23 protein-coding genes are annotated in these 26,130 nt (G+C 64.9%); 12 read left to right on the top strand and 11 right to left on the bottom strand.

Features of this window, described 5'->3' with window-relative positions:
• Positions 1-60: 60 nt before the first annotated feature.
• Together AB1A62_RS16290 and AB1A62_RS16285 are read left to right on the top strand one after the other, a co-directional pair.
• A complete protein-coding gene (locus AB1A62_RS16290) occupies positions 61-633 on the top strand; it encodes a gamma-glutamylcyclotransferase family protein (RefSeq protein WP_366662516.1) in 573 nt (190 codons plus the stop codon).
• Positions 630-1,823, top strand: a complete 1,194-nt coding sequence (locus tag AB1A62_RS16285; protein ID WP_366662515.1) for a DUF2254 domain-containing protein — start codon at positions 630-632, stop codon at positions 1,821-1,823. The genes AB1A62_RS16290 and AB1A62_RS16285 overlap by 4 nt, the downstream gene beginning before the upstream one ends.
• A 70-nt stretch (positions 1,824-1,893) precedes the next feature.
• On the opposite strand, the gene gltX is transcribed toward AB1A62_RS16285, so the two are convergent.
• From gltX to AB1A62_RS16265, 4 genes are all read right to left on the bottom strand, one after another.
• Positions 1,894-3,219, bottom strand: coding sequence for a glutamate--tRNA ligase (gene gltX / locus AB1A62_RS16280; RefSeq protein WP_366662513.1), 1,326 nt, complete (start codon positions 3,217-3,219; stop codon positions 1,894-1,896).
• A gap of 125 nt (positions 3,220-3,344) precedes the next feature.
• On the bottom strand, positions 3,345-3,773 hold the full coding sequence (locus tag AB1A62_RS16275) for a DUF1801 domain-containing protein (RefSeq protein WP_366662512.1): 429 nt from the start codon (positions 3,771-3,773) through the stop codon (positions 3,345-3,347).
• Between the two features lie 75 nt (positions 3,774-3,848).
• The gene (locus AB1A62_RS16270) at positions 3,849-5,180 is read right to left on the bottom strand and encodes an FAD-binding oxidoreductase (protein ID WP_366662511.1); all 1,332 of its coding nucleotides are present in this window, start codon (positions 5,178-5,180) and stop codon (positions 3,849-3,851) included.
• A gap of 179 nt (positions 5,181-5,359) precedes the next feature.
• On the bottom strand, positions 5,360-7,018 hold the full coding sequence (locus AB1A62_RS16265) for an NAD+ synthase (RefSeq protein ID WP_366662510.1): 1,659 nt from the start codon (positions 7,016-7,018) through the stop codon (positions 5,360-5,362).
• A 182-nt stretch (positions 7,019-7,200) separates the two neighbouring features.
• Between AB1A62_RS16265 and AB1A62_RS16260 the strand changes: the two genes are divergently transcribed.
• A complete protein-coding gene (locus AB1A62_RS16260) occupies positions 7,201-8,622 on the top strand; it encodes a 2-isopropylmalate synthase (RefSeq protein WP_366662509.1) in 1,422 nt (473 codons plus the stop codon).
• Positions 8,623-8,667: 45 nt separating this feature from the next.
• On the opposite strand, the gene AB1A62_RS16255 is transcribed toward AB1A62_RS16260, so the two are convergent.
• Positions 8,668-9,333 carry a pyridoxamine 5'-phosphate oxidase family protein gene (locus AB1A62_RS16255; protein WP_366662508.1) on the bottom strand — a complete coding sequence of 222 codons (666 nt, stop codon included), beginning with the start codon at positions 9,331-9,333 and terminating at the stop codon, positions 8,668-8,670.
• Between the two features lie 95 nt (positions 9,334-9,428).
• Here AB1A62_RS16255 and AB1A62_RS16250 point away from each other — a divergent pair, with 95 nt between their 5' ends.
• Complete coding sequence (locus AB1A62_RS16250; protein ID WP_366662507.1) at positions 9,429-10,805, top strand: PLP-dependent aminotransferase family protein; 1,377 nt, start codon at positions 9,429-9,431, stop codon at positions 10,803-10,805.
• 76 nt (positions 10,806-10,881) lie between these two features.
• Here the strand turns inward: AB1A62_RS16250 and AB1A62_RS16245 are convergent, their stop codons facing one another.
• Together AB1A62_RS16245 and AB1A62_RS16240 are read right to left on the bottom strand one after the other, a co-directional pair.
• A complete protein-coding gene (locus tag AB1A62_RS16245) occupies positions 10,882-12,426 on the bottom strand; it encodes an alanine/glycine:cation symporter family protein (RefSeq protein ID WP_366662506.1) in 1,545 nt (514 codons plus the stop codon).
• A 21-nt stretch (positions 12,427-12,447) separates the two neighbouring features.
• Complete coding sequence (locus AB1A62_RS16240; RefSeq protein WP_174147313.1) at positions 12,448-12,882, bottom strand: universal stress protein; 435 nt, start codon at positions 12,880-12,882, stop codon at positions 12,448-12,450.
• Positions 12,883-13,383: 501 nt separating this feature from the next.
• On the opposite strand from AB1A62_RS16240, the gene AB1A62_RS16235 reads away from it, so the two are divergent.
• Positions 13,384-14,970 (top strand): 2-isopropylmalate synthase, encoded by a 1,587-nt coding sequence (locus AB1A62_RS16235; RefSeq protein ID WP_366662505.1) that lies wholly within the window; start codon positions 13,384-13,386, stop codon positions 14,968-14,970.
• Between the two features lie 57 nt (positions 14,971-15,027).
• On the opposite strand, the gene AB1A62_RS16230 is transcribed toward AB1A62_RS16235, so the two are convergent.
• The 3 genes from AB1A62_RS16230 to AB1A62_RS16220 form a co-directional block, all read right to left on the bottom strand.
• A complete protein-coding gene (locus AB1A62_RS16230) occupies positions 15,028-16,773 on the bottom strand; it encodes an adenylate/guanylate cyclase domain-containing protein (RefSeq protein WP_366662504.1) in 1,746 nt (581 codons plus the stop codon).
• Between the two features lie 65 nt (positions 16,774-16,838).
• Positions 16,839-17,561, bottom strand: a complete 723-nt coding sequence (locus AB1A62_RS16225; protein ID WP_366662503.1) for an SDR family NAD(P)-dependent oxidoreductase — start codon at positions 17,559-17,561, stop codon at positions 16,839-16,841.
• Entirely contained in the window at positions 17,551-17,874 is a 324-nt protein-coding gene (locus tag AB1A62_RS16220) for a darcynin family protein (RefSeq protein ID WP_366662502.1), read from the bottom strand. Before AB1A62_RS16220 ends, AB1A62_RS16225 begins: the two co-directional genes overlap by 11 nt.
• Positions 17,875-17,965: 91 nt before the next feature.
• Between AB1A62_RS16220 and AB1A62_RS16215 the strand changes: the two genes are divergently transcribed.
• A complete protein-coding gene (locus tag AB1A62_RS16215; protein WP_366662501.1) occupies positions 17,966-18,598 on the top strand; it encodes a helix-turn-helix domain-containing protein in 633 nt (210 codons plus the stop codon).
• On the opposite strand, the gene rlmJ is transcribed toward AB1A62_RS16215, so the two are convergent.
• Positions 18,535-19,329: a 23S rRNA (adenine(2030)-N(6))-methyltransferase RlmJ gene (gene rlmJ / locus AB1A62_RS16210; protein WP_366662500.1), complete on the bottom strand. Its 795-nt coding sequence runs from the start codon at positions 19,327-19,329 to the stop codon at positions 18,535-18,537. The two genes, AB1A62_RS16215 and rlmJ, sit on opposite strands and share 64 nt — an antisense overlap.
• Before the next feature lie 131 nt (positions 19,330-19,460).
• Here rlmJ and AB1A62_RS16205 point away from each other — a divergent pair, with 131 nt between their 5' ends.
• The 6 genes from AB1A62_RS16205 to rodA all read left to right on the top strand — a co-directional run bounded on the left by AB1A62_RS16205 (position 19,461) and on the right by rodA (position 26,124).
• Positions 19,461-20,240, top strand: coding sequence for a hypothetical protein (locus tag AB1A62_RS16205; protein ID WP_366662499.1), 780 nt, complete (start codon positions 19,461-19,463; stop codon positions 20,238-20,240).
• Between the two features lie 207 nt (positions 20,241-20,447).
• Complete coding sequence (locus tag AB1A62_RS16200; protein WP_019297721.1) at positions 20,448-21,494, top strand: rod shape-determining protein; 1,047 nt, start codon at positions 20,448-20,450, stop codon at positions 21,492-21,494.
• A gap of 65 nt (positions 21,495-21,559) precedes the next feature.
• On the top strand, positions 21,560-22,501 hold the full coding sequence (mreC, locus tag AB1A62_RS16195) for a rod shape-determining protein MreC (RefSeq protein ID WP_366662498.1): 942 nt from the start codon (positions 21,560-21,562) through the stop codon (positions 22,499-22,501).
• The gene (locus AB1A62_RS16190) at positions 22,494-23,033 is read left to right on the top strand and encodes a rod shape-determining protein MreD (RefSeq protein ID WP_366662497.1); all 540 of its coding nucleotides are present in this window, start codon (positions 22,494-22,496) and stop codon (positions 23,031-23,033) included. The genes mreC and AB1A62_RS16190 overlap by 8 nt, the downstream gene beginning before the upstream one ends.
• Complete coding sequence (gene mrdA / locus AB1A62_RS16185) at positions 23,030-24,976, top strand: penicillin-binding protein 2 (protein WP_366662496.1); 1,947 nt, start codon at positions 23,030-23,032, stop codon at positions 24,974-24,976. The genes AB1A62_RS16190 and mrdA overlap by 4 nt, the downstream gene beginning before the upstream one ends.
• A complete protein-coding gene (rodA, locus tag AB1A62_RS16180; RefSeq protein ID WP_366662495.1) occupies positions 24,973-26,124 on the top strand; it encodes a rod shape-determining protein RodA in 1,152 nt (383 codons plus the stop codon). Before mrdA ends, rodA begins: the two co-directional genes overlap by 4 nt.
• Positions 26,125-26,130: the final 6 nt, after the last annotated feature.

Here is a 26,130-nt window from a genome sequence, read left to right as displayed (position 1 = left end):
GAGCGGAAAAAGCGGTTTGACATACATCAATAAGAGAACATGCGGCAGAAGGGCGCACAGATGACGGCTCCTTACTTCTTTGGCTACGGCAGCCTGGTGAACACTGCGACCCATGCCTATGGCGGTGCGGCACCTGCCCGGCTCAGCGGCTGGCGGCGCGCCTGGGTGCATACTTCCTTGCGCGAGGTGGCGTTCCTGTCGGCGGTGCCCTGCGAAAACAGCGAAATCGACGGGCTGATTGCGGAGGTGCCGGGCGCCGACTGGGCCGCGCTGGACGAACGGGAGTTCGCCTATGAGCGGCTGCCGGCCTCGGACCGGGTGCAGCACAGTCTGGCGGGCAGCCCTGAAATCTCCGTCTATGCCGTAGCGGCGGACAAGCAGAACGGCGTCAGCGAACGGCACCCGATCCTGCTGAGCTATCTGGATGTGGTTTTACAGGGCTACCTGCAGGTGTTCGGCGCCGAGGGCCTGAAGGGGTTCGTGGAGACCACCGACGGCTGGGAGTCGCCCATTCTGGACGACCACGCGGCGCCGCGTTACCCGCGCCATCAGGCGATCACCGCAGCCGAGCGCAAAATCTTTGACGATCTGATCGACAGCACCGGCGCCCGCCGCATAGTCTGGAAGGCATGATCGAAAAGATATTGCTGCACCTGGGCCGGATTGCGCGGCAGCTCTGGTTCAGGGTTGTTCTGATTTCCCTGATTTCTGTGCTGGCACTGCTGCTGGCACCGCTGGCAAAACCCTGGCTGCCCGACAACCTGAGCGAGGATTTCGGGCGCGAGGCGGTGCTGCCGGTGCTGACGATCCTGGCGTCGGGCATGCTGGCGGTCACCACCTTTTCGCTCAACGTCATGGTCAGCGCCTACCGCACCGCCGCCTCGATGGCGACACCGCGGGTCTACCGGCTGCTGCTGGAGGACACCGTCACCCACCGGGTGCTGGCGACATTCGTCAGCGGCTTCATCTATTCGCTGAGCGCGGTGATCCTGTTCCGCGCGGGCTATTTCACGCCGGAAGGCGCGTTTGTCGTTTTCGGCCTGACCGTCATCGTGGTGGTTCTGATTGTCGGCGCCATCCTGCGCTGGATCGATCATTTGTCGGGCTTGGGAAGCATGGACCACACCCTGCGGCTGATCGAGAACCGCAGCCGCGCCAGCCTGCGGGCGCGGATGGAAAAACCCTGCCTTGGGGGCCTGTGCGCGCGCGAAGACGCCAAACCCGCGGACGCCGTGGATATTCCCGCCGCCAAGAGCGGTTTTGTCCGCTATGCCGGGCTGGCGCGGCTGAGCGAGCTGGCGGATGAGGCCGGCACCGAGATCACCCTGGCGCGGGCGCCGGGGGAGTACATCCTGCGCGGCCAGCCGGTGGCCTGGGCTACGGGCGGGGACGAGGATTTCTGCAAGGCGGCGTCTGCCGCGATCGACATCGGCGACGTGCGCAGCTTCGATCAGGACCCCTCCTTTGGCCTGACCCTGCTGGCGGAGACCGCGCAGCGGGCGCTGTCACCCGGCGTCAATGATCCCGGCACCGCAGTGGAAGTGATGGGGCGGCTGGAGCGGCTGCTGTGGGAGAACACCCCGGAGGACGAAAGCAGCGACGCCCGCGGGGCCGAATACCCGAAGGTGAATGTCCCGCCGGTCACAGCGCGGCATCTGCTGCACTGCACCTTCCCGCCGATTGCCCGCTGCGGCAGCGACTCGCCATCGGTGATGCGCTGGATGGAAAAGTCGCTGAATGCGCTTGGCGAACATCCGAACCCGGATATGGCCAAGGCCGCCAGGGAGATGTGCCAGGACGTGCGGGACGGCAACTGGGGTTGATAGAGACCGTCCGGAAACGGAAAAGGCGGCACCCGGAGGCACCGCCTTTTGCAACAGGATGTCTCAGGTGTCAGCCGCGGGCGCGCACGGTTTCCATCAGCGCCAGCAGGGCGGACATGTCGGGGCCGCGCTCCATGCCGGTCACGGCCTTGCGCAGCGGCATGAACAGGCCCTTGCCCTTGCGGCCCGTCGCCTCTTTCACCGCAGCGGTCCACTTGCCCCAGCTTTCGCTGTCATAGGGGCCTTCGGGCAGCAGCGCCATCGCCTCAGCGATGAACTCTTTGTCTTCATCCGCGACCAGCGGCTCAGCCCCGTCGCGGCACAGCTCCCACCAGCCCGCCAGATCCTTGAGCGTGGTGATGTTTTCCTTGGCCATATCCCAGAAGGCGGCCTGTTTGTCTGCCGGAACACCCAGTGCGTCCACATGGCTTTGCACCGACTCCAGCGGCAGCGACTGCAGGTGGCGGGCGGTCAGCGGATAGAGATCCTCGACATCGAACTTGGTCGGCGCGGCGCCAAAGCGGTTGATGTCGAAGCCGTCGATCAGCTCTGCCAGCTCCGTACGCAGTTCAACCGGGTCGGAGGAGCCCAGACGCGCCATCAGGCTGAGGAGCGCCATCGGCTGCACACCGGCCTCGCGCAGGTCGCGCAGCGCCAGGGTGCCCAGGCGCTTGGACAGCGCCTCGCCCTGCGGTCCGGTCAGCAGCGAGTGGTGCGCGAAGGAGGGCACGGAGCCGCCCAGCGCCTCGATGATCTGGATCTGGGTGGCGGTGTTGGTGACGTGGTCGGAGCCGCGCACCACATGGGTCACGCCCATTTCGGTGTCATCGACCACCGAGGCCAGGGTGTAAAGGAACTGGCCGTCGCCGCGGATCAACACCGGGTCGGAGACCGAGGCCGCGTCGATGGAGATGTCGCCCAGGATGCCGTCGGTCCACTCGATGCGCTGATGGTCCAGCTTGAAGCGCCAGACGCCGTCGCCGCGCTCAGCGCGCAGGGCGGCTTTCTCGTCCTCGGACAGGTTCAGCGCGGCACGGTCATAGACCGGCGGCTTGCCCATGTTCAGCTGCTTCTTGCGCTTCAGGTCCAGCTCGGTCGGGGTTTCGAAAGCCTCGTAGAAGCGGCCGATTTCGCGCAGCTTGTCGGCAGCAGCAACGTAACGGTCGAGCCGCTCGGACTGGCGCTCCACCTTGTCCCAGGTGAGGCCCAGCCATTCCAGGTCCTGCTTGATGGCATCGACGTATTCTTCCTTGGACCGCTCCGGGTCGGTGTCGTCGATGCGCAGAATGAAGGTGCCGCCGGCCTTGCGGGCGATCAGGTAGTTCATCAGCGCGGTGCGCAGGTTGCCGACGTGGATATAGCCGGTCGGCGACGGGGCAAAACGGGTGGTGGTCATCACGAGTCTCCTGTTGCCCTGCCCCTTGTCACATGGGCGCCGGATTGTCCAGTTTCGGCAGTGTTAACGCGCCTTCGGCGCGGGCCTGCGGCGCGAGTATTTCGGGAAAGATGAAAGCCCGGCAATTACTCCGGCTGCACCGGCCAGATCGCGTTCAGGTCTTTGAGACCCGCTTTGACCAGTTCCCCCAGAACCTCCAGATCGACATCGGCGAGCTTGTTCACATAGAGGCAGCTTTTGCCCAGCTTGTGCTTGCCCAGGCGGGACAGGATGGCGCTGTAATCCTGATAGCCCGGCATGATGTAAATTGAATGGCGCGCCCGGCGCGGGGCGAATCCGGTGGCCAGGAATTCCCCTTCGCGGCCCGTCGCATAGCGGTAACGGTAGCGGCCGTATCCGATGATGGACGGGCCCCACATCTGCGGCTGGAAACCGGTCACCTCGCGGAACAGCCGGTCCAGCTCCTGCGCCTCGACCGATTTGCGCTCCGGTTCCACCGCTTGCAGAAACTCTTCGACGCTTGCGCCCGTCGGGGCTGTCTTGTTCCGGCTCATCCGCCAGCCCTCCTGCCGTAATGATAGTGCACAGCCTGCGCTCTGACAGCCCGGGCCGCCTGCCGGACGGATCGCTCAATAGCCGGTTTGCGGCCCGTATTTGCTGCCGTCGGTGAACCGGGACAAGCGGAAGGCGCGCGGGTCCACGACCGGGGTGCTGCCGGTGACCAGATCGGCGGTCAGCCGTCCTGCGGCGGGGCCGATGCCGAAGCCGTGGCCGGAAAAACCGGTGGCAATGAACAGCCCCGGCAGGCTGTCCACCTGCGAGATGACCGGGATCGCATCCGGGGTCACATCCATCAGCCCGGCCCAGCTTTGCACCACGTCGGCGTTCTGCAGCACCGGGAAAGCCTTTTGCGCGGCGGCCCAGCCGCATTTCAGCGCCTTTTGCGAGGGCGCCGGGTCCAGAACGCGGCACTGTTCGAACGGCGTGGTGTCCTGCGGGCCCCAGCGGCGGGGCTGCGCTGCCTCCTCTGCCCAGCGGCCGGACACGCGGAACTGCAGCGCCCGCCATTCCTGGCGCAGGCTGGCCAGGTATTTCCAGCCGAGGCGGAAACTGTCAGGGACAATGTCCACCACATTCTCCATCGCGTCCGAGACCGTGTAGCCGCCGTCTGCCCGCTTGCGCAGGCCGAGGTTGCCGCTGCGCACCGCGGTTTCCGGCCCGCCTTGCACCGGTGAAGTGCGCAGGACCGAGTTCAGCACCATGAGCTGCGGCAGGTTCACGCCCGCATTGCCCAGGAACAGCCGCGACCAGGCGCCGCCGGCGGTGACAACCGCGGAACAGGCCACCCGGCCGCGTTCGGTCATCACGCCGCTGATGCGGCCCGCGGAGGTCTCGACGCTGCGCACGGCGCAGTCGGTCATCACTTTCGTCCCGGCCGCACGGGCGGCGGAAGCGATTGCGTGGGTCGCCAGCTGCGGTTCGGCCCGGCCGTCCAGCGGCGTGTGCAGCGCCGCGCGAGCCGCCGTCTGATGCCCCGGCATCAGCAGGGCCAGCTGTTCGCCGCGGACCATGCGGGCGCCCTGCCCCCAGCCGTCGAGATTACGCAGCCAGCGTTCCAGCTGGGCTTCCCGCTTGGCGGTCTCGGCCGTGTAGAGGATACCGGATCGGGTGAATCCGGTTTCATGCCCGGTGCGTTCCGCCAGCCCCTCCCACAGGCGCAGCGACTCTGCCATCAGCGGGAGTTCCCGCGGGTCGCGGCAAGCGATCCGCACCCACCCCCAGTTGCGCGAGCTTTGCTCCCCCGCGATCTGCCCCTTTTCGCAGAGCAGCACGGAATGGCCGCGTTCGGCCAGTTCCAGCGCGGTGCTGGCGCCAATGATTCCGCCGCCGATCACCACGGCGTCGACGGCCTTGGGCAAGGCAAGATCAGGTTGGAAATGAGGCAGTCTGGGTCCGGGCATGAAGGCATCTATGCCCGGTGCAAAACCGCTGGTCCAGCGTGCATGCGACACCGGTTGCGCCGCATTCCGCCAATGTGTTTTTTCCGCCGCATATCAGGGCGTTACCGGCACCGATATGGCGTGAGACACGCTGCTGAAGGGGCATAAAAACCTGTGGCTTCAAAGGGTTAATACGACCTTCAGGACGGGTCGCGCCAGCGGTTCACGATCGGGTAGCGGCGGTCCAGCCAGAACGCGCGCCGGGTCAGGCGGGCGCCGGGCGCGGACTGGAAGCGCTTGTATTCGCTGATATAAACCAGATGCTCCACCCGCTTGGCCGTATCGCGGTCATATCCTGCCGCGACGCAATCTGAGATTGAGCCATCCTGATCAATCAGAATGTCCAGAATTGCATCCAGCACCGGATAATCCGGCAGGCTGTCGCTGTCCTTCTGGTCCTCGCGCAGCTCGGCACTGGGCGGCTTGTCGATCACATTGGGACGGATCACCTCACCTTCCGGCCCCTTCATCCAGGGGCGGTGGTTGGCGTTGCGCCAGCGGCAGGTTTCGAACACGCGGGTCTTGTAGAGATCCTTGATCGGGTTATAGCCGCCGTTCATGTCGCCGTAGATGGTGGCATAGCCGACCGCGACCTCGGACTTGTTGCCGGTGGTCAGCAGCATTTCCCCGAACTTGTTGGACATCGCCATCAGCAGCAGGCCGCGCAAGCGGGACTGGATGTTTTCCTCGGTGATATCGGCATCACGGCCGGCAAACAGCGGAGCAAGGGTATTGGTAATCGCGGCCCGGCCTTCGGAGATCGGGACATAGTCGTAATGCACGCCCAGCGCCTTGGCCACGGCCTCGGCATCGTCGAGCGATTCCCGGCTGGTGTACTCGGACGGCAGCATCACGCAGCGGACGTTTTCTGCACCCAGCGCATCCACCGCAATGGCCGCCACGATGGCCGAGTCGACGCCGCCCGACAGCCCAAGCAGCACCTTTTTGAAACCGGTCTTGCCCATGTAGTCGCGCAGGGATTCCACCATCACCCGGTAGTCCTGCTCCCAGGCGTCGGGCAGATGCGCCTTTTCGCCCTCTGCCGCGCGCCAGCCGTCGTCGGTGCGTTCCAGATCGAGATGGGCATAGGCCTCGTCGAACACCGGCATCTGCAATGCCAGGGCGCCGCCGGGGTTCAGCACAAAGGAGCCGCCATCAAAGACCTGGTCGTCCTGGCCGCCCACCATGTTGAGGTAGATCACCGGCAGATGGGTTTCGACGGAGCGAGCCACCATGTGGTTGAAGCGCACCTCCATCTTGTCGCGGAAATAGGGTGAACCGTTGGGGATCAGCAGGAACTCGGCGCCGGTCTCGGCAAGCGTCTCGGAGACATCCTCGTGCCAGCCGTCCTCGCAGATGGGGGATCCGATGCGGGTATTGCCGACCGCGTAGGGGCCGCCCAACGGGCCGGCATTGAAGATCCGCACCTCGTCGAACACGGTCTCGTTCGGCAGGTGGTGCTTGAGGCTGCGGGAGGCGATCTTGCCGCCTTTCAGGATCAGGTAGGCATTATACAGCTGTGCGCCCTCAACCCAGGGGCTGCCGATGGCCAGCGCCGGGCCGTCTGCGCAGTCGGCCGCCAGTTTCTCCACCTCGGCAATTGCGGCGGTGTGGAAGGCCGGCTTCATCACCAGGTCCTGAGTGTTGTAGCCGGTGATGAACATTTCCGGCAGCGCCACCAGGTCGGCGCCGGCCTTGCGCCCCTCCTCCCAGGCGGCACGTGCCTTGGCGGCGTTGCCCGCCAGGTCGCCGACGGTGGGGTTCAGCTGCGCCAGTGTCACGCGGAAACGGTCTGCCATGCTGCTTGGGCCCTTTGCAAATATCCTTCCTCAGCCATTTACCAGATTGACGGCCAAGGGGAAGGGCAAGGGGCTGAAGCCCGGGAAAAGACATTGCGGCCAGTGTTGCGGTAGCTTAGTTTCCGGGCGAGCAACCCAATATGGCAGCAGCACCGTAATCCCTGGGCAGGCAGAGGTTTTCAATGACCCGTTTCGGCACCGCATTCGCGCTTTCCACCATCCTGGCACTGGCCGCCCCCGCGCTGGCGCAGGAAGGCGAGGTCATCACCACCCAGGACGAGATCGGCGGTGTCTATGAAGGCACTTTCAAGGGCGGGCTGCAGCATGGCACCGGCACCTATACGCTGCCGAACGGCTATCAATACACCGGCGAGTGGGTCGAAGGCGAAGTGCGCGGCCAGGGGGTGGCGCGGTTCCCCGACGGTTCGGTCTATGAAGGCGAATTTGCGCAAGGCAAGCCGCACGGGCTGGGCAAGCTGACCCGCGCCGACGGCAGCACCTATGAGGGCGGCTGGCAGGACGGGCAGATCCACGGCGACGGCACCTCTGTTTATGCCAGCGGCGTGCGCTACCAGGGCAGTTTTGCCGATGGCAAGCGGCACGGACAGGGGGTGATGTCCTCCCCCGACGGCTATACCTATGACGGCGACTGGGTCGAGGGCCGCCAGCAGGGCCTTGCCAGGATCACCTATGCCGAAGGTACCGTTTACGAGGGGGCCGTTGCCGATGGCCAGCTGCAGGGCCAGGGCAAGCTGGAGACCTCCGACGGGCTGGTCTACGAGGGCGAATGGCAGGCCAGCCAGATGCACGGCACCGGCAGGCTGTCGCAGCCCAACGGCGACATCTACGAAGGCGAGCTGCAAAAAGGCCGCCGCCATGGCACCGGCACGCAGACCTATGGCAATGGTGATGTCTACGCGGGCGATTTCCGCGATGACCAGCGCCACGGCACCGGCACCTTCACCGAAAAGGACGGCTACAGCTATACCGGTGAATGGGTGAAGGGCCAGATCGAGGGCAAGGGCAAGGCAGTCTACCCCGACGGTTCGGTCTATGAGGGTGATTTCCGCGATGATCTGGCCGAGGGCCAGGGCAAGATCACATACCCCGATGGCTCCACCTATGAAGGCGCGTGGGTGGCCGGGGTGATCGAAGGCGAAGGCACCGCCGCCTATCCCAGCGGCATCACCTATACCGGCGGTTTCAAGAACGCCAAGAACCACGGCCAGGGGGTGATGACCTACGCCGACGGCTACCGCTACGAGGGCGGCTGGCAGGACGGGCAGCGCCACGGCGAGGCCACGGTGACCTATGCCGACGGCTCTGTTTACACCGGCCAGTTCGCCAACAGCCAGCGCCACGGGCAGGGCAAGATCGTGATGCCCGACGGCTTCACCTATGAGGGCGAATGGCAGGAAGGCAAGATCTACGGTCAGGGCGTGGCGACCTATGCCAATGGCGATGTCTACGAGGGCAGCTTTGTCAACGGCAAGCGGCAGGGGCCTGGCACGATGAAATACGCCAGCGGCCAGCAGGCGGACGGCACCTGGGAAAACGGCGCGCTGGTCAGCAAAGGAACCGGGGACACCAGCCAGACCGAGTAAGCCGGAAAGATCAGAAGGCGCGCCAGGGCGGCGCGCCTTATCGTTTCAGCCGATACGGATGCGGCTCAGGTGGTCGGGCATCGCGACGCCCTCCAAATTGGCCGGATCGGGCTGCGGCGGCTTCAGCTCCATTGCCATCGGCACCACGCCGGCCCAGATCGGCAGGGCGTAGTCCTCCTCGTCATCCTTGGGCGGGCCGGACCGGATCTTGGCGGCGCCCTCCTCAATCGGCATGCGCAGCACCGCGGTTGCCTTCAGCTCCTGCGCATTCATCGGGCGCAGGGTCTCCCAGCGGCCGGGGAAGATATGATCCACCATCGCCTTGAGGCTAGCCGCCTTGGCGTCCTCATCCGTGATCTTCTCTGCCACACCGAACAGCATCGCGGAGCGGAAGTTGACAGAGTGGTGGAAGGCCGAACGCGCCAGCACGTAGCCGTCCATGCAGGTGACGGTAAGACAGACCTCTGCCCGCTCCATCGCGCGGATCGCCCGGCTGGCAGCGGAACCGTGCCAGTAGACGTGGTCGCCCTCGCGCCATTGCAGGGTAGGCAGCACCGAGGTGGCGCCGTCGATCTGGTAACCGATATGGGCCAGCGGCATGGCGTCGAGCACCTGATACAGGCTCTCACGGTCGTAATGACCGCGCTCATGAGCGCGGCGCAGGCGGCTGCGGCCGGATTTCAGGGCGGTTTCGTCTTCGGGCTGGCGCATCGGCTGACCTCATGTTTCTTGTTGTTTCCCGTAACAGCTACGCGCAAACTGGTTTGAGATTAACTTCCAGTTTCTAGCAAAAAGAACAGTCCAGTATGATTGACCTCTCCGGCATGATTTCTGACAGCAAAGCTGAGCCGCTGTATCTGCAGATCGTCGAAGCACTGCGCAGCCGGATCAGCGAGGGGAGCTTGGGGCTCGGCACCCGGCTGCCGTCCTCGCGGGCGCTGGCGCAGGATCTGGGGGTGGCGCGCTCCACCGTTGTGACGGCCTATGACCAGCTGGTGGCGGAAGGCTTTGCCGAAACCCGGCAGGGTGCAGGGGTGTTTGTCTGCGACGTGGCGCCGATCCGGCCGCCGCAGGTTCCGGCCAAGCCGATTGCAGCGGCGCCGCCGCCCGCGCCCGGAATGCTGGTGCCGGGCGCGCCTGACCCGGAGGTGTTCCCGGCCCGGCCCTGGGCGCGCTGTGTTTCACGTGTGGCAAGGATGGACCCGCTGAGCCTGAGCCACCAGGAGGACGGCTTTGGCGACCCGGAGCTGCGCAAAGAAATCGCGGCCTATGCCGCGCGCTGGCGGGGCATCGGGTGCAGTGCCGAGCAGGTGCTGGTGACCAGCGGCGCGCGGGAGGCGCTGGAGCTTGCGATGGAGTTTCTGGTGGAGGGCGAGGATATCGCGCTGGAAGCCCCCGGTTTCACCCCCACCCGGCGCTTTGCCTTGTCGCGCGGCTGGACGGTGCGCTGGCTGAAGGCGGGCACGCGCGGCGCTGAGGTGCCGCGGCAGATGGCCAAGGTCACGCTGCTGACTCCGTCGCATCAGTTTCCGCTGGGCGGCACCCTGCCGGTACCGCAGCGGCAAGCCTTTCTGCAAGCCGCCAAGGCGCGCGGCGGATGGATCATCGAGGATGATTTCGACAGCGAATTCCGCTATGGCGGCCAGCCGGTGCCTGCCATGGCTGCGCTCGACCGGGAGGGGCGCTGCATCTACGTGGGAACCTTTTCCAAGACGTTCTCTCATGCGCTTCGGCTGGGGTATGCGATCCTGCCGCCGGCGCTGGTGCCGCAGTTCCGGACGCAGTTCATCCACCCCAGCGCTGGCGCTGCCATCACCGCGCAGCGGCCGCTGGCAGAGTTCATGGCGTCGGGCCAGTACGACCGCCACATCCGCCGCGCCCGGAGGCTCTATGCCGAGCGTTATGCCGCGGCGTCGGAGGCACTGGCGGAGTGGCCGGAGGCGCTGGGATCCTTCCACCGTCACAATGCCGGCATGCAGATCGCCTTTCACCTGAAGGGGCCCCGGAAGGACGCGGACATCTGCCGCCGCGCAGCCGTGGCGGGCTATGGCGTCCGGCCGCTGACGCCGCATGACCCGGATGGCGCAGCACAGGGGCTGCTGATCGGGTTCTGCCAGTCGCAAGCCGAGGAACTGCCCGGCCAGATCGCGGGCTTGCGCCGGTTCGTGGAGGACGGCATTTAGAGCCGGGCCAAAGAAAAGACCTCCCCGGATGCCCGGGAAGGCCTGAATTTCTCAGCTTTGATCACGCATGGGCCTGTCAGCTGAACTTCTTGATCTCACCCGACTTCAGGCGCGACATGTAGCTGTTCAGCTCTTTCTTGACGATCGGCATCAGGAAGTAGAGCGCGATGATGTTGACCACCGCCATGGCAAAGATTGCCGCGTCGGAGAAGTCGATCACCGGGCCGAGGTTTGCGGCTGCGCCGATCACCACGAAGATGCAGAAGATCACCTTGAACACCAGTTCGGTGGTCTCACCTTCGCCGAACAGGAAGGTCCAGGCCTTGAGGCCGTAGTAGGACCAGCTGATCATGGTGGAGAAGGCGAACAGGATCACTGCCAGCGCCAGCACGTACTTGAACCAGCCGAAGGCCGAGGAGAAGGCCGCCGAAGTCAGCGCCACGCCTTTGTTGCCGTCGATGGTCTGGATGGTGCTTGCGCCTTCGTCCAGCAGGTACAGGCCGGTGTTCGGGTCTTGGATCAGCTGACCGGTGATGATGATCACCAGCGCGGTCATGGTGCAGATCACCACGGTGTCGATGAAGGGTTCCAGCAGCGACACGAAGCCTTCGGTGATCGGTTCCTTGGTGCGCACGGCGGAGTGGGCGATGGCTGCCGAGCCGACGCCGGCCTCGTTCGAGAAGGCCGCCCGCTTGAAGCCCTGGATCAGCGCGCCGACCATGCCGCCGGCGATGCCGAGGCCGGTGAAGGCGCCTTCGAAGATCTGGCCGAAGGCCCAGCCGATCTGGTCCGCGTTCATCGCCAGGATCACGATCGCGGCCGCGACATACATGACACCCATGAAAGGAACCACTTTTTCGGTCACGCGGGCGATGGATTTCAGGCCGCCCACGATCACGGCGAACACCACCGCAGCGAACACCACACCGGTGATCCAGCCCGGATACGCGCCCACGACGCCGGAAATCTGCGCGTGCGCCTGGTTGGCCTGGAACATGTTGCCGCCGCCCAGGGCGCCAAGGATACAGAACACCGAGAACATGACCGCCAGAAACTTGCCCATCGGCAGGCCGCGTTCGGCAAAGCCCTTGGTCATATAATACATCGGGCCGCCGGAGACGTGGCCGTCTGCGAACTCGTTGCGGTATTTGACGCCCAGGGTGCATTCGGTGAATTTCGAAGCCATGCCCATCAGGCCGGCCAGGATCATCCAGAAGGTTGCACCGGGACCGCCGATGCCGACTGCCACCGCAACGCCGGCGATATTGCCGAGGCCGACGGTGCCCGACAGCGCGGTTGCAAGCGCCTGGAAGTGGCTGACCTCGCCCGCGTCATTGGGGTCGGCGTAGTCGCCTTTGACCAGCGCAATGGAATGCGGGAAGGCGCGGAACTGGATCAGGCCGAAGTAGATGGTGAACACGGTTGCCGCGATCACCAGCCAGGCCACGATCCAGGGGAAGCTGGTGCCGGGGAACGGGCTGAAGATCAGGTTGACGAACCAGCCGGTGGAGCTGGCAAACAGCTCATTGACGCGCTCATCGACGGATTGTGCCATCGCCGGCGCGGTTGCCGCCAGCAGCAGCGGTGCAGACAGGGCTGCCGCCTTGATTGATTTCCTCATGACTGTCCTCTGAGTTTATCTTTAGGGAACGATGGTGACCGGAACCGGTGCCGCCTGTGCCAGGCTGCCCGCAACGGAGCCGAACAGCCGCGACGACAGCGCCGAATGGCCGGTGCGGCCGATGATCAGGTGGCTGGCGCCGCTCTCTTTGATCACATCGATCAGGGTTTCCGCGATATGGCCGTACTTCAGCTCGGTGGAAACGGTGACACCGCTGTCTTCCAGGCTTTTGCGCACTGGTGCCAGCAAAGCATCCTCTGCGCGCTTCAGTTCATCCTCGCGGCGCTTGTGGCGCTGCTCGATCTCCTCCGGGGTGAGGAAAGAATAGGGCGACCATTCCAGCACATGCGCGATCACCAGCTCTGCCCCTTGTGCTTTGGCAAGGCTGACGGCAAAAGCAAGCGCCGATTTGGCGGCCTCGCTGTCGTCATATCCAAGGACAATTTTATTCGACACTTTTTCCTCCTATCGATGGCGCATTTCTCAACGAGAGCGCCGGATCCGGGGTGTCAACGCCGGAAAACCTGCCAGCGCAAGACCCATTGCCGTTCCTGCCTTTAAAAAAGGCGCAGTGCGGACAAACTGCCGCATTGAAACTGCGGCAGGCCCTAACTTATACTATATGCCTTTTTCAATACTGTCTTGCACTTGCCGCGAACCGCCGAATGCTGCCCGCCGCAGCGGTGCCGTGCCGCAACGGCAACTGCGGCAACCGCGGCGGGCAGAATCCCTCTTTCCATTCGGCAGCACCTCTGTATAAATCCCTGCCATGACCATTTGCGCAGATATCACAATTGCAGCCACCGCCCCCCGCGGTGCCGCTCTGCGCGCCCTACTGATCCTAGCCCGCCTCTGAGCGTGCCCTTCCGGCGCGCCCGCTCAGAGGATTGCCGCACGCGCGCCATTGAAGGCTTATGTTGCCCCTGAGGGCCTAGGACAGAGACAAGAGATACCAAAATGACAAACGCATCCCCGATTTCCGGCGACAAATCCCGTGTATTGATTTTCGATACCACCCTGCGCGACGGCGAGCAGAGCCCCGGCGCCACCATGACCCACGACGAGAAGCTGGAGATTGCCGAGCTTCTGGACGAGATGGGTGTGGACATCATCGAGGCGGGCTTCCCGATTGCCTCCGAAGGCGACTTTGCGGCCGTGTCCGAGATTGCGGAACGCTCGAAGAACGCGATGATCTGCGGCTTGGCGCGTGCAAACTTCAAAGACATCGACCGCTGTGCCGAAGCGGTGCGTAAGGCCGCGCAGCCGCGCATCCACACCTTTATCGGCACCTCGCCGCTGCACCGCGCCATCCCGAACCTCACCATGGACGAGATGGCCGACAAGATCCACGAGACCGTGACCCACGCCCGCAACCTGGTGGACAACGTGCAGTGGTCGCCGATGGATGCAACCCGGACCGAATGGGATTACCTGTGCCGGGTGATCGAGATCGCCATCAAGGCCGGCGCCACCACCATCAACATCCCCGACACCGTGGGTTACACCGCCCCTGCGGAAAGCGCCGACCTGATCAAGCGCCTGATCGAGACCGTGCCGGGCGCCGACGAGGTGGTTTTTGCCACCCACTGCCACAACGACCTCGGCATGGCGACCGCCAACGCGCTGGCCGCGGTGGCCGGCGGCGCGCGCCAGATCGAATGCACCATCAACGGCCTCGGCGAGCGTGCGGGCAACACCGCGCTGGAAGAGGTGGTGATGGCGCTGAAGACGCGCAATGACATCATGCCCTGGCACACCGGCATCGACACTACCAAGATCATGCACATCTCGCGCCGGGTCTCGACCGTGTCCGGCTTTGTGGTGCAGCCGAACAAGGCGATTGTCGGCAAGAACGCCTTTGCCCATGAAAGCGGCATCCACCAGGACGGCATGCTGAAGAACCGCGAGAACTTCGAGATCATGCGCCCCGAGGACATCGGCCTTTCCGGCACCTCGCTGCCCCTGGGCAAACACTCCGGCCGCGCGGCGCTGCGCGACAAGCTGGAGCACCTCGGCTATGACGTGGGCGACAACCAGCTGAAGGACGTCTTTGTCCGCTTCAAGGAGCTGGCCGACCGCAAGAAAGAGGTGTTCGACGACGACCTCATCGCGCTGATGCGCATTGGCACTGACGCGGAGAATGATCATCTCAAGATCGTCTCGATGAAAGTGGTCTGCGGCACCGGCGGCCCGGCGGAATCCACCGTAGAGATGGAGATCGACGGCAAGGACGTCACAGAAACCGCTGAGGGCGACGGGCCGGTGGATGCCACCTTCAAGGCGATCCGCAAGATTTACCCGAACACCGCCCGCCTGCAGCTTTATCAGGTGCATGCGGTGACCGAAGGCACCGACGCGCAGGCGACGGTTTCGGTACGCCTGGAAGAGGATGGCAACATCGCCACCGGCGAAAGCGCCAACACCGATACGGTTGTGGCCTCGGCCAAAGCCTATGTGAACGCGCTGAACCGGCTGATCGTGCGCCGCGGCCGGGTTGGCGAAGGCGCCGACACCAAGGAAATTTCCTATAAGGACCTGGCCTGAGCCTAGCTCCATTCAACGGGAAAGGGCGCCTGCTGCGGCGCCCTTTTTCGTTGCTGCCTAGTCCAGACCGGCTTTGCGCAGCCCTTCGGTGAAATGCTCCTTGTCCTCGCTGCGGCCGTAGTGCAGCCCGGCCAGCAAAGCCTCTGCCGTGGCGTCCGGCTGCATCGCCCGGATCTGCGCCACACAGTCCTGCGCCTGTTCCGCGTTGCCCAGCCAGCTGTGGCAGGCCGCCACCAGCGCGGTTTGCACCGCGTCCAATACAGGCAGGCGTTTGAAATCCGTCAGCGCCTCCTCATACAGGCGGGCGGTGAAATGCGCTTTGCCGAGGTGGCTCCAGAAGCGGACCGGGAAATGCGGATTGAGACGCATCGCCTTCTCGATCCATTCCGCGCCTTCCTCCGGCCTGCCCTGCCAGGTCAAGAGCTCACCCATCTGCACCACCACCAGATCGTAGTTCGGGTTCAGCGACAGAGCGCGTTCCTGATGGTACTGCGCCTGATCCAGATTGTCCTGCAGGATGGAAACCGCAGCCATAAGCCGGTGCACGTCAGCATCGTTGTCATCCATCGACGCGGCTTTCTGGATCGACGCCAGCGCCAGCTCGAGCATTGCCTCGACATCATCGCACCAGCCGTAACCCCAGGCCTGGCCGCGGATACAGCCGCGCCATGCGTGGGCATGGGCGAACTCCGGGTCCAGCTCCACGGCCCGGTCGATGAGCTTCATCGCCGCTGCGTTGTCCTCGCGGGTGCTGCGGTGGTGCAGGACCTTCGCGGCCAGCACACATTCATAGGCCGCCAGGCTGGAGGGTTTCTTGCGCGAGACCTCATCCTGCTGCGCTGCCTCGATCCGCCCGGGGAGGGTGGCGACAATGGCCGAGGTCACCTCATCCTGGATCTCGAATATGTCGTCGAGGGTGCGGTCGTATTTCTCCGCCCAGATATGGGAATCGTTGCAGCTGTCGATCAGCTGCACGGTGACCCGCAGCCTGTTGCCCGCTTTGCGCACGCTGCCCTCGACGATGTAGCGGGCGCCCAGCTTTTCCGCCACTTCGCGGATGTTCACCGCTTGCCCCTTGTAGACAAAGGACGAGTTGCGGGAGATCACAAACAACTCATGGCGGCGGCTAAGTTCGGTCAGGATGTCCTCAGTCAGCCCGTCAGCAAAAAACTCCTGCTCCGGGTCGCCGCTCATGTTGGCAAAGGGCAGCACCGCGATGGAGGGTTTGACCACGGCAACAGGCTCAGCCGCGCTGTCATCCTGGTCCGGCCCCGCACCGGCAGCCTCCCCCTCCAGAATCAGCCGGTAAACCTGCACCGGTTCTGCAATGTTCTTGAGATGCTGCGGCCCCAGATCCTCAAACTGCAGCTCGCCCATGCGGCGGACCTGATCGTAAACGGCGGCAGAGACGCAGACGTCCCCGGTGCCGGCAAACTGTTCCAGCCGGGCCGCCACATTCACGCCGCTGCCGTAGATGTCGCCATCGTCAAAGATGATATCGCCGAGATTCACCCCGACCCGGAACTGGATGCGTTTATCCGGCGCCACATCGGCATTGCGGCGGCGCATCCGGTCCTGCACCTCGGCGGCGCAGGCCACCGCATCGCAGACGCTGGGGAACTCGACCAGCATCCCGTCGCCGGTGGTCTTGATGATGGAGCCGCGGTTCTTGGCGATTGCAGGGTCGATCAGTTCGATCCGGTGGGTGCGAAGACGGGCCAGGGTGCCCTGCTCATCGACGTCCATCAGGCGGCTGTAGCCAACCATATCCGCCGCCAGCACGGCGGCCAGCCTGCGTTCCATATCGCGCCCTCCCTGCCGGAAAGCGTAGCGGGAAAGCGCTGGATTTCAAAGTTGTTTGCAAAACCTCAGCCGCGCAGGATGCCGGCCGCCAGCGCCGGGGAGAGGCGATGGATCAGCCGCAAGAGCTTCATCTGCCCCACCCAGATTTCGCTTTTGCCCGCAGCAATCCCGCCGAGCAAGGCGGCGGCTGCCGCGTTGGGGCTGATCTTGCCGCGGCCCCGCCCGGCGGTCATTTGCGTCGCGGCCAGGGCCATCACGCAGTCGAAGATACGCACCGGCAGGCCTGCGTCCTCAGCCTGATAGCGCAGGGCGCGGGTGAAATTGCGCAGGCCCGCCTTGGAGGCGCAGTAGACCGGCGCCTGCCGTTTCGGGGCCAGGGCAAGGCCGGAGGTCACATTGACCAGGAAGCTGCCTGGCGTTTGCGCCAGAACCGGCAGCAGCCCGGCGGCGAGATGCATGGGCGCTGTCAGGTTCACTGACAGCTCCTGCTCGATATCCTGCGGATCGGCCCCGCCTTCGACGAAATCGGCGGCGATCTGAATACCCGCGTTGTTGATCACACCGTCCAGCCGCTGCCCCTGCAGACCGGCAATCAGCGCCGCCCGTGCGCGGCTGTCTGCCAGGTCGCAGGCCAGCCTTTCCACACCCTCTGGCAGACCCTCCATCGCCTCAGTGGAGCGGGCCAGCGCCAGAACCTCAGCCCCTTCTGCCGCCAGCTGCAATGCCAGCGCCCCCCCGATCCCGCGCGAGGCGCCGGTGACGAGTACCCGTTTGCCGTCAAACCGCATGGGCGGCCTCATAGGTGCGGAAGCCGTTTTCATAAGACGGGATGATCCCGGCCACCGAGAAGTAGCCCTCGGTGATCAGCGCAGTATCCCTGAGCTGCTCGATGGCGAAGTAATAGGCCTCAGGCGTTTCCGCCTCGATCATCGCAACATCGCTGTAATCCGCATGGAAGGCTTCGGCATCGAAATGGCGCAGCGAGAGGCCATTGCGGACAAAGGGCTTCAGCCCGTCAGCGGCCAGGCGGCTGCGTTCTTTTCGACCCAGGCGCAACCAGCCCGGGGAGGCGTTGAGCAGCAGGAAGATGGTCATTCTCATCGGAAAATCTCCGGGATGTTGCCTTTGCCCAAAAGAATGTGAAGGATTGCTCATATTCGCAACTCGCATTCCCGGAAGGCACGGAGCTGCCATGCACAACCCAAGAAAACAGCCGCTTCAGGCCCGCTCGCGCGCCACGCAGGAGGCAATTGTGGAGGCCGCCGCTCGCATTTTGGAGACTGCGGGACGGGAGGGCTTGACCACCAATGCGATTGCCGAGCGGGCCGGCGTCAGCATCGGCTCTCTGTACCAGTATTTCCCCAACAAGGAGGCGGTGCTGGCCGCCGTGCTTCGCGGCAAACGGGCGGAGTTGCAGGGCTGGATGCGGGATGCCGCGGAGCGTTGCCGGGAGGCGCCGCCGGCGGCGGCCCTGCGGGCGCTGCTGGAGGCCGGGATGCGGCACCAATTCGAACGGCCGCGGCTGGCGATGGAGGCGGAATATGCCGAACAGCACTTGCAACTGGCGCCGGAGACCGCGGCGCTGGCGCAGGAGATGGCGCAGATCGTGCTGGAAACCATCCGGCGGCTTGCCCCCGCCGCCGGGCCGCAGGAGGCGCGCGACGTGGTGGCCATTGCCAAGGGCATGATCAACGCCGCAGCCCTGAACGGCGAGGAAGGCGGGGCCGCCCTGGTTGCGCGGGTGGAGCGCGCGATCCGGGGTTACTTGCGGGAAACCGCCTCGAACAGCGCCGAAATCCGCGCCGTTTCCTCGGCCGCGCCATAAGGCGCGTTGACCACGAACATGCCGGAGCCCACCATACGGTGCCCCTCGCGCACCGGCGGGAAGAACACCTCGTGGCGCAGGGCATCAGGCAGCCCCTGCGCCTCCAGCGCCTTCAACATCTGCTTGTGGCTGCCGTCCCTCAGGATCGGATACCAGAGCGCGATGATGCCGACGTTCCACTTCTTGTGCAGCTGGCCGATGATGCCGGGAATGCGGGCATAGTCGGATTTGATCTCGTAGCTGGGGTCAATCAGCAGCAACCCGCGGCGCGGGGTTGGCGGCGCCAGCGACATGGCTAGTTCGAACCCGTCCTGCTGATGCACCTTGGCCTTCCAGGGCTTCAGCGCGGCACGCAGGGCGGCATTTTCCTGCGGGTGCAGTTCGGCAAAATGCAGCGAGTCGCCCGGTCGCAATAATGAGGCGGCGATCAGCGGTGAGCCGGGATAGGCGGCGGCTCCATGTGCTTTGCGGGTTTCCGACAGGGCACGGTGAAGCGGATGATCCGCAGCCAGTCCCTGTTCTGCCAGCACCTTGGTGATACCCTGCTCCGCTTCGCCGGTCTTCACAGCCTCGGGCGCGTCCAGCTGATACAGGCCCCGGCCCGCATGAGTCTCGATATAGCTGAGCGGTTTGTCCTTGCGGGTGAGATAGGCGAGCATCCAGGCAAGCAGCGCGTGCTTCTGGACATCGGCCAGATTTCCGGCGTGGTAGATGTGCTGATAAGAGAGCATACGCCCCCTCTAGCCGCTAATTCCTAAGGGCGGAAGGGGCAGCGTACGCAGGATAAACGGAATCTCAACCCCGCTGAGGCAGACTGCCCCCATCGAGATACCGCAGAATGCAGGTTCCCATGCCCCTCAGAATGAGCGCCCTTGCCCTGATCCTGACGTTTCTGGCGTTGCTGCTGTGCACCGCAGCAGCGGTCAGCGCGCAAGGGTATTCGCTGGTTGGCAACCAGTTCTTCCTGCACAAGGCCTCTGCCCCGATGCCCGGACCGGCGCCCGCCTCCGCAGCCCCGGCACCACAGGCGGTTGCCAGCCTGCTGCCTGACACCCTGCCCGGCGCGGACCAGGGCCGCGGGGCGGTATCGCTCAACCCCGGTGCAGCCAGCCTGTTCCGCGGCCGCAGCGGCGGCGGACTGTTTGCGCCGATCCTCAAGGCGCCGCCCAGTGTCAAACGGCTGCTGGACCTGATCGCAAGCGCCGAGGCCGGCAAGGCGCAATATGATGCAGTGCAGTACGGGGCCACCCGCAAACCGCCGAAGAAGCCGACAAGCATGACAATCGCCGAGATCAACGCCTGGATCGACGCGACCCCGGGCCAGCCCCATGCCATTGGGCGCTATCAGTTTATCCCCGCCACGCTGCGGCGCCTGGTCCGTCACCAGGGCGTGAAACCGCAGGCCCGTTTCACACCGGAGCTGCAGGACCAGCTGGCGCATCAGCTGATCGAGGAGGCCGGCTACAGTGCCTTCCTGGCGTCGGAGATGCCGCGCAAGACCTTCATGCTGAACCTCGCCAAGATCTGGGCCGGCCTGCCCGTCTCCACCGGGAAATCCTATTACGAGGGCTATGCCGGCAACAGCGCCAGCCTGAGCTGGGCGCATTTCAAGGCCGAGATGCAGCGGATCTTCCCGGCCTGACCGGCTGTTTTTCAGAAACTGCAGCTGCCCGCAGGAACAGCGCGTGAACGCGGCAGGCTGACGCCGCCGGAGACTGGGCGGAAAGGCGCTGTTTCACCATAATACGCCCTTTCGCGGCCCTGCCGGGCCGCTTATAAGGTTGGGGAAGGCGGCTCCTGCGGGGAGTCGCCCAAGGAATATTGGCAGCACTCACAGGATCCCTTCTATATGGCGCTTTTCGGAAACTTGGGCGGTCTGTTCTCCTCGGACATGGCCATCGACCTCGGCACAGCCAACACTCTGGTCTATGTCAAGGGCCGCGGGGTGATCCTGTCCGAACCTTCCGTGGTCGCCTACCACGTCAAGGACGGCGTCAAAAAAGTGCTGGCCGTGGGAGAAGACGCCAAGCTGATGCTGGGCCGCACCCCCGGCTCGATCGAGGCGATCCGGCCGATGCGCGAAGGCGTGATTGCCGACTTCGACACCGCCGAAGAGATGATCAAGCACTTTATCCGCAAGGTGCATAAGCGCTCGACCTTCTCCAAGCCCAAGATCATCGTCTGCGTGCCGCATGGCGCCACCCCGGTTGAAAAACGTGCGATCCGCCAGTCGGTTCTGTCCGCAGGCGCCCGCCGCGCCGGCCTGATTGCCGAGCCGATTGCCGCCGCCATCGGGGCGGGCATGCCGATCACCGATCCGACCGGCAACATGGTTGTCGACATCGGCGGCGGCACCACCGAGGTGGCGGTCCTGTCGCTGGGTGACATCGTCTATGCGCGTTCGGTCCGCGTCGGCGGCGACCGCATGGACGAGGCGATCATCAGCTACCTGCGCCGCCAGCAGAACCTGCTGGTGGGTGAATCCACCGCCGAGCGCATCAAGACCTCCATCGGCACCGCCCGAATGCCCGACGACGGCCGCGGCCAGTCGATGCAAATCCGCGGCCGCGACCTGCTGAACGGGGTGCCGAAGGAAATCGAGATTTCCCAGGCCCAGGTGGCCGAGGCGCTGGCCGAGCCGGTGCAGCAGATCTGCGAGGCGGTGATGACCGCGCTGGAGACCACTCCGCCGGATCTGGCGGCCGACATCGTCGACCGCGGCGTGATGCTGACTGGCGGCGGCGCGCTGCTGGGCGATCTGGATCTGGCCCTGCGCGAACAGACCGGCCTGGCGGTTTCCATCGCGGATGAGAGCCTCAACTGCGTGGCGCTCGGCACCGGCAAGGCGCTGGAGTTTGAAAAGCAGCTGGCGCACGCCATCGACTACGACAGCTAACAGCCCCTGACCGCCGGAACGGCGCCAGCTGACAGGCCGGTTTCCGGGCGGCTGGAAGGAGAGACGTGGCAAAGGACAAGTCACAGCGCGACGATTACGCAACCCCGCTGCGGCGTCTGCTGACTGCGGTACTGTGCCTGTGCCTGGCCGCGATTTTCATTGTCTGGCGCATCGACAGCCCGCGGGTGGAACGCTTCCGCGCGCAGGTGGTGGACACGGTCGTGCCCAATATGGATTGGGCAATGGTGCCCGTGACGGCCACGATCAATCTGGTCCGCGATTTCCAAAGCTACCAGCGGCTGGCGGAACAGAACCGCGAGCTGCGCAGCGAGTTGCGGCAGATGCGCGCTTGGAAGGAAGCAGCGCTGCAACTGGAACAGGAAAACGCCCGGCTTCTGGACCTCAACAACGTGCGGCTGGACCCGAAGCTGACCTATATCACCGGGGTGGTGATGGCCGACAGCGGCTCTCCGTTCCGTCAGTCGGTGCTGCTGAACGTTGGCAGCCGCGACGGGGTGCATGACGGCTGGGCGGCAATGGACGGAATCGGGCTGGTGGGCCGGATCTCCGGCACCGGGCGCAGCACCGCACGGGTGATCCTGCTAACCGATGCAGCAAGTGCCGTCCCGGCCACCATCCAGCCCTCCGGCCAGACCGCGCTGGTCACTGGTGACAACAGCGCCGCGCCGGTGCTGAGTTTTCTGGAAAACCCTGACCTGGTGCGCCCCGGCGACCGGGTGATCTCGTCCGGTGACGGCGCCGTCTTTCCGGCGGGGCTGCTGATCGGCCAAGTCGCCAAGGACCGGTCGGGCCGGATGCGGGTGCGCCTGTCCGCCGACTATGGCCGGCTGGAGTACCTGCGGGTGCTGCGCCATCACGGCACGCAAGTGATCGAAGGCCCCGGCGGGCTGGTTGGCGCTGCTCCCGGCGACCCGCTGCCGCAACCGCGCCCCGATACCCTGGGGAAGGACAGCGCCGAAGGCACGGCTGAGGCCGGCAATGGCTAACACCTCTCCTGCCAGGATCTGGACCATGCGCGCGGCCTTTCCGGCGCTGGCGCTCCTGATCATGTTCTTCCACCTGCTGCCGCTGGAAACCGAGCCGCAGTTCTGGGCGCCGCCGGACCTGCTGCTGGCGCTGGCCATGGCCTGGAGCCTGCGCCGCCCCGATTATGTGCCCGCCCTGTCCATCGGCCTGGTGATGCTGCTGGCAGACCTGCTGTTCCACCGCCCGCCCGGGCTGCTGGCACTGCTGACGGTGCTGGGCTGCGGCTTCCTCAAAGGCCGCGCGGCACCGCACCGCGAGAGCACTTTTGCCAGCGAGTGGCTGGCCGTTGCGCTGGTGCTGACCGGGATTGCGACGCTGAACCGGCTGATCCTGAGCCTGTTCGGAGTGGAGCAGGCGCAGCTGAGCCTGACGGTGATCCAGGTTGTGATGACCATTGCCGCCTATCCGCTGGCAGTTTGGGCCAGCCAGTCTATTCTGGGGGTGCGCAAACTGTCCCCTTCTGAGGCCGAAACCCTGGTGAGCCGCCGATGAAACGCAATCCCAAGGATCTGGATGCCGCACACGGCAAGATGACCCGGCGCGCGCTGTTCCTGGGCGGGCTGCAGCTGGCCTTTGCCGGCGGGTTGGCCGCCCGGATGCGCTATCTGCAGGTGGATCAAGCCGATGAGTTCCGCCTGCTGGCCGAGGAAAACCGGATCAACATCCGCCTGCTGCCGCCTGCCCGCGGCCAGATCTTTGACCGCAACGGCCTGATCATCGCTCAGAACTCACCCTCCTACCGGATCACAGTGGTGCCGGAGGATGCGGGCGATGTGGAGGAGGTGATCGCCAAGCTCTCCAGCCTGGTGCCGCTGGATCCTGAAGACCTGGAGCGTGCCCGCACAGAAATGCGCCGCTCGCCGCCGTTCCTGCCGATCACCCTGGCCGACCGGATCGGTTGGGAGGATATTTCCAAGGTCGCAGTGAACGCCCCCGCCCTGCCCGGCGTCACGCCGGAGGTGGGCTTGACGCGCGTTTATCCGCAGCTTGGCGACTTCGCCCATGTTATTGGTTATGTCGGGCCTGTTTCCGATTATGACTTGAGCAAGATGGAAGACCCGGAGCCGGTTCTGATGATCCCGCGTTTCCAGATCGGCAAAGTCGGATTTGAGGCCAAGCGCGAGGATGTGCTGCGCGGCAAGGCCGGTGCCAAGCGGGTGGAGGTCAATGCCACCGGCCGGGTGATGCGCGAGCTGGACCGGCGCGAGGGGATTTCCGGCGCCGACATGCAGCTGACCATCGACGCGGAGCTGCAGAACTATGTGCAGGCGCGGCTGGGCCGGGAAAGCGCAGCTGCGGTGGTGATCGACTGCGAGGACGGCGACATCCGTGCGATCTGCTCCTCGCCCAGTTTCGACCCAAACCTGTTCGTGCGCGGCATCTCGGTCGCCGACTACAGGATGCTGACCGAGGACAACTACCGCCCCCTGTCCAACAAAACGGTTCAGGGCACCTACCCGCCCGGCTCCACATTCAAGATGATCACAGCGCTGGCGGCGCTGGAAAACGGCGTGGTCGGGCCGGAGGAAACCGTCTGGTGCCCCGGCCACCTGAAGGTTGCCGGCCGCCGCTTCCACTGCTGGAAACGCGCAGGGCACGGCCATGTGGACCTGAACACTTCGCTGAAGCGCTCCTGCGACGTCTATTACTACGACGTGGCGATCAAGACCGGCATCAACAAAATTTCCGAGATGGCCAACAAGTTTGGCCTTGGTATCAAGCATGACCTGCCGATGTCGGCCGTGGCGCAGGGGATCACACCGACCAAGGAATGGAAAGCCAGCTCCTACGGCAAGGACTGGCTGATCGGAGACACCGCAAACGCTTCGATCGGCCAGGGCTACATGCTGGCGTCGCCCTTGCAGCTGGCGGTCATGACCGCGCGGATTGCCACAGGCCGCAGCGTGACGCCGCGGCTGTTGAAGTCGCTGGACGGCGTGGAGCAGCCCAGCGGCGCGGGCGAGCCGCTGGGGATCAGCGAGAACAGCCTGCGCATGGTGCGGCGCGGTATGCATTCGGTCAGCAATGACCGCCGCGGCACCGCCTACCGCTCCCGCATCATCGGCGATGGGCTGCAGATGGCGGGCAAGACCGGCACCAGCCAGGTCCGCAACATCACCGCCGCCGAACGCGCGGCGGGGGTGATCCGCAACGAGGACCTGCCGTGGGAGCGGCGCGACCATGCGCTGTTTGTCTGCTTTGCGCCCTATGACAAGCCGAAATATGCGGTGGCCGTGGTGGTAGAACACGGCGGCGGCGGCTCCAAGGCGGCGGCGCCGGTGGCGCGCGACGTGCTGCTGCAAGCGCTCTATGACGGCACCCCGCCGCTGGAAGCCTATCCCAAGGCGGACCGCAGCCGTATTAAGGCACAGCAGGAGCGGCTGGAGCGCGAGCGCGTCAAGCGCCCGCTGGGCAGCAGGAACAGCCGGGCATGAGTTATCTTGAATACCACGCCAAATCGACCCCCACCGGCCTGCGCAAGATCCTGCATCTGAACTGGGGGCTGACGCTGCTCCTGATCACCGTTTCCAGCGTCGGCTTCCTGATGCTCTATTCAGTGGCGGGCGGATCGTTCAGCCCCTGGGTGGAACCGCAGGTCAAGCGCTTCGCCCTCGGCCTGGGCGTGATGTTCGTGGTGGCGATGATCCCGATCTGGTTCTGGCGCAATATCTCGGTGTTGGCCTACCTGGGGTCGCTGGCGCTGCTGGTTGCGGTGGAGCTGTTCGGCACCGTCGGCATGGGCGCGCAGCGCTGGATCGACATCGGTTTCATGCGGCTGCAGCCATCGGAGGTGACCAAGATCGCGCTGGTGATGCTGCTGGCCGCCTATTACGACTGGCTGCCTGCCGAGAAAACCTCGCGCCCCTTGTGGGTGCTGCTGCCGGTGGCGCTGATCCTGGTGCCGACGGCGCTGGTTCTGAAACAGCCGGACCTTGGCACCTCGATCCTGCTGATGGCCGCGGGCGGCGGGGTGATGTTTCTGGCGGGCGTGCATTGGGCCTATTTCGCGGCAGTGATCGCGGCCGGCGTGGGGCTGGTCAGCGCGGTGTTCCAAAGCCGCGGCACCGAGTGGCAGCTGCTGAAGGACTACCAGTTCCGCCGCATCGACACCTTCCTGGATCCCTCGCAGGACCCGCTGGGCGCCGGTTATCACATCACCCAGTCGAAGATCGCGCTCGGCTCCGGCGGCTGGTCTGGCCGTGGTTTCATGCAAGGCACCCAATCGCGGCTGAACTTCCTGCCGGAGAAACACACCGACTTCATCTTTACCACCCTGGCGGAGGAATTCGGATTCATCGGCGGCTTTACCCTTTTGTTTATCTACATGCTGATCATCCTGTTCTGCATCGCCTCCGCGATTACCACCAAGGACCGGTTCTCCTCGCTGGTGATCATGGGCATTGCCATCACCTTCTTCCTGTTCTTCGCCGTGAACATGTCGATGGTGATGGGGCTGGCGCCGGTGGTTGGCGTACCGCTGCCGATGGTGTCTTACGGCGGCTCGGCGATGCTGGTGCTGCTGGGCGCCTTCGGCATCGTGCAAAGCGCCCATATCCACCGCCCGCGGCAATCGTCGCGCTAAGAAATC

Origin of the sequence: Leisingera sp. JC11 (genome assembly GCF_040704725.1) — a bacterium.
Taxonomy (GTDB): Bacteria; Pseudomonadota; Alphaproteobacteria; order Rhodobacterales; family Rhodobacteraceae; genus Leisingera.
The sequence above is the reverse complement of the archived record's forward strand: the minus strand, read 5'-3'. Positions and strand labels throughout refer to the sequence as shown.